Source organism: Thermanaerothrix sp., from assembly GCA_026417795.1.
Lineage (GTDB): Bacteria > Synergistota > Synergistia > Synergistales > Synergistaceae > Thermanaerovibrio.
In genome coordinates this window covers 1-3,698 of sequence record JAOACP010000064.1, presented here as the reverse complement: position 1 = coordinate 3,698, position 3,698 = coordinate 1, and the positions used below count along the sequence as shown (strand labels likewise).

Here is a 3,698-nt window from a genome sequence, read left to right as displayed (position 1 = left end):
TCCCTCCTGGATAAGGGCGATGAGCCCCCCTTCGGCGGCTTCCGGCGAGACGTGACCTATGGCGGCCCCCTTCGTGGCCCCCGAGAAGCGCCCATCGGTGATAAGGGCCACCGATGCATCGAGCCCCCGGCCAGCCAGGGCTGCAGTTGGGGCAAGCATCTCCTTCATACCCGGGCCGCCCTTGGGTCCTTCATAGCGGATCACCACCACATCCCCTTCTTTTATTTTGCCCCCCATGATTGCCTCGAAGGCCGCTTCTTCCGAATCAAAAACCCGGGCCGGCCCGCGATGGCGCATCATGTGGGGGGCCACCGCACTCTTTTTAACAATGGCCCCATCGGGGGCAAGGTTGCCTCGCAGAGCCATAAGCCCGCCGGTGGATGAGTAGGGATTCTCTATGGGACGAATCACCGCGGGGTTGCGGTTATAAGCGGTGCGAATAGCATCCGCGATGGTACCATAGACGGTCTTTGCAGAGGTATCTATCAGGTTTTTCTTTGCCAGTTCCTTAAGGACCGCCTGTACCCCACCAGCCGCATAAAGGTCTTCAATATGGGTTTGGCTTGCCGGAGCAAGTCGACAGAGGTTTGGGGTTACCGCACTCACCTCGTTCAATATATCCAGGGTAAGCCGTACCCCCGCTTCGTGGGCAATGGCTGGCAGATGGAGGGCCGTATTGGTTGAACAGCCCAGGGCCATGTCCAGGGCCAGGGCATTGCGGAAGGCCTGTTCTGTCATGATGTCCCGGGGTTTCAGGTTCTGTTCAAGGACCTTCATCACCAGCATGCCCGCCTGCTTGGCAAGACGAATTCGTTCGGCGTACACCGCGGGGATTGTCCCGTTGCCGGGGAGCCCCATTCCCAAGGCTTCGGTAACACAGTTCATGGAGTTAGCCGTAAACATACCCGCGCAGGACCCACAGCCGGGGCAGGCATTATTTTCCAGTTCCAGGAGCTCCGTTTCACTCATACGACCGGCCCCTACGGCTCCTACCGCCTCAAATACCGTGGTAAGGCTTACGGGCCGTCCGGGATTGGCCTGGGCCTCAGCCCCTCCAGCATTCCCACCAGAAGGGGCTGACGCCGTGGCTGTTCCAGAGGGGACAGGGCCATAGGAGCGGCCCGCTAACATGGGCCCACCGGATACAAAGACCGCGGGAATATTAAGCCGGGCCGCGGCCATGAGCATGCCCGGTACAATCTTGTCGCAGTTGGGGATATACACCACCGCATCAAAGGCGTGGGCCATCACCATACATTCAATCGAATCAGCAATGAGTTCCCGGGTAACCAGGGAATACCGCATCCCCTCGTGGCCCATGGCGATTCCGTCACAGACCCCGATAACCGGGAACTCGATAGGTACACCCCCGGCCATACGGATCCCATCGGCTACCGCCCGGGCTACCTTGTCTAGATGAATGTGGCCCGGTACGATTTCACTCCGCGCTACCGCTACACCGATGAGGGGCCGCTGTAGTTCTTCATCAATAAATCCCATGGATTTAAACAGGGACCGGTGGGGCGCACGGGCTACCCCTTTCTTTACGGAATCGCTTCTCATAGTGCTTCTCCTTCGTATGCCGGCCTGGGCCGGTTTTTACACAGAAACCGCTTCCAGGGCTTCCAGCACCGCCTTGCCCATGGCAACGGTTCCCACAATCTTCTCCTTTGTTAAACCTGCCCCTTTGGAGGCAATGTCCTTCGTTCGATATCCCCTATCCAGGGTAAGCTCCACCGCCTTTTCGATAGCCTGGGCCTCTTTCTCAAGCCCAAAGGAATAGCGTAACAGGAGCGCCGCCGATAAAATGGTGGCCAGGGGATTGGCCACATCCTGACCGGCAATATCCGGCGCCGAACCATGGATGGGTTCGTAGAGTCCCATGGTTACGGGTTTTCCATTTTTCACGTTACTTGTATCGGGGTCTCCCAGGCTTGCGGAGGGAAGCATGCCGATAGAACCGGTAAGGACGCTGGCCTCATCGGAAAGAATGTCCCCAAAGAGATTGCTCGTCACAATCACATCGAATTGCCCCGGTGCCCGAACAAGCTGCATGGCACAGTTATCCACATACATGTAGGTGGTTTCGATATCGGGATACTCGGGGGCTACTCTGGCGGCCACTTCCCGCCAGAGCCGGCTCGATTCAAGGACGTTCGCCTTATCCACCACACAGAGCTTCTTCCGCCGTACCGCCGCGGCCCGATAGCCCGCCCGCAGCACCCGTTCAATCTCTGTTTTGGAATAGGTTTCCGTATCAAAGGCAGATTCGCCATCGCTGCTGCGCCCCCGCTCGCCAAAGTAGAGTCCCCCCGTCAGTTCCCGCACAATCAAGAGGTCAAAGGTGGCCTTTCCTTCGGGATGACTTGCGGTAAGAACGTCTTCCTTTATCGGGCAGGCCTCTTTGAGCTGAGGCAAAAGCCGGGCAGGCCTGAGGTTGGCATACACCCCCAGTCCCGCCCGTAGGCCCAAGAGGGCCCGTTCAGGCCGAAGATGTCCCGGCAGGGTTTCCCATTTGGGGCCACCCACCGCCCCCAGAAGCACCGCATCGCAGGATTTAGCCGCTTCCAGGGTGTCCGCCGGTAAGGGTTCTCCCGTGGCATCGATGGCACAACCGCCCGCTAAAAGTTCTACATAATTAAAGGTGTGTCCAAACCGGTCTCCTACCGCATCAAGGACTTCCACCGCCTGGTGGATTACATCCGGTCCAATGCCATCCCCCGGTACCAGGGCTATTGAATAGGTCATCGTTATTCCTCCTCAGTAGCTTACAAATACGCCTTAAAGCGACGCTCAATATCATGGATGAGCTTATATTCGATAGCATCCACCAGGGCACTGCGGCTTGCTTCGATAATATCCGCCGAGACCCCAACGGTCGTCCAGGTTTCCTGGCCATCGGTAGACTCGATAAGGACCCGAACCTTGGCGGCGGTGGCGTCCTTGCCATCGATAACCCGAACCTTATAATCCGATAGCCGCACCCGCCCCAGTTCAGGGTAGAACCGGGCCAGGGCTCGCCGGAGGGCTCCGTCCAGGGCATTTACGGGACCATCCCCCTCGGCGGCGGCGATTTCGATAGTTCCATCAACCTGGACTTTTACCCAGGCGTTGGCGCAGGTGGTTGCATCCGCACTGGGATGTTCGCTTACCACCCGATATTTCTCTATAGAAAAGAGGGGCTTATACTTTCCCAGTTCCCGGCGCACCAACAGCTCAAAGCTTGCGTCGGCCCCTTCAAACTGCCAGCCCTCTGCTTCCAGGGCCTTAAGCCGGGCGGCCACCGCCGCCGTTACCGGATGTTCCTTGGTGATGCTGGGATCAATCCGTTTGGCCCGTTCGGCAATGGCTGAACGGCCCCCTACCTCGCTCATCAGGAAGCGCCGGTCGTTCCCTACCAGGGCGGGATCCACATGTTCAAAGGAACGGCGCACCTTGAGGATCCCATCGGCATGCATCCCCGCCTTATGGGCAAAGGCCCGGCTCCCCACATAGGGCATGCTTTCGGGGACCGCCACGTTGGCAATCTCCGCTACCCGGCGGGTAAGCTCCGAAATTCGGGGGAGTTTTCCCTCCGGGAGGCACCGGTAGCCAAGTTTTATCTCTAGGCTGGGGATAATTGCCGCCAGGGCCGCATTGCCACAGCGTTCCCCAAAGCCCACCAGGGTCCCCTGGACGTGGCGGGCCCCCGCCATTAC

3 protein-coding genes are annotated in these 3,698 nt (G+C 58.8%); all 3 read right to left on the bottom strand.

What is annotated here, in order from left to right:
* The coding region (gene ilvD, locus N2315_08885; GenBank protein MCX7829291.1) for a dihydroxy-acid dehydratase at positions 1 to 1,563 on the bottom strand (1,563 nt) is incomplete at its 3' end.
* A 36-nt stretch (positions 1,564 to 1,599) separates the two neighbouring features.
* Entirely contained in the window at positions 1,600 to 2,748 is a 1,149-nt protein-coding gene (gene leuB, locus N2315_08880) for a 3-isopropylmalate dehydrogenase (protein ID MCX7829290.1), read from the bottom strand.
* A 20-nt stretch (positions 2,749 to 2,768) separates the two neighbouring features.
* The coding region (locus N2315_08875) for a citramalate synthase (protein ID MCX7829289.1) at positions 2,769 to 3,698 on the bottom strand (930 nt) is incomplete at its 5' end.

What these genes read in the sequence shown, in the direction of transcription:
- leuB (MCX7829290.1), bottom strand. Translation starts at nt 2,748, where the DNA reads ATGACCTATTCAATAGCCCTGGTACCGGGGGATGGCATTGGACCGGAT.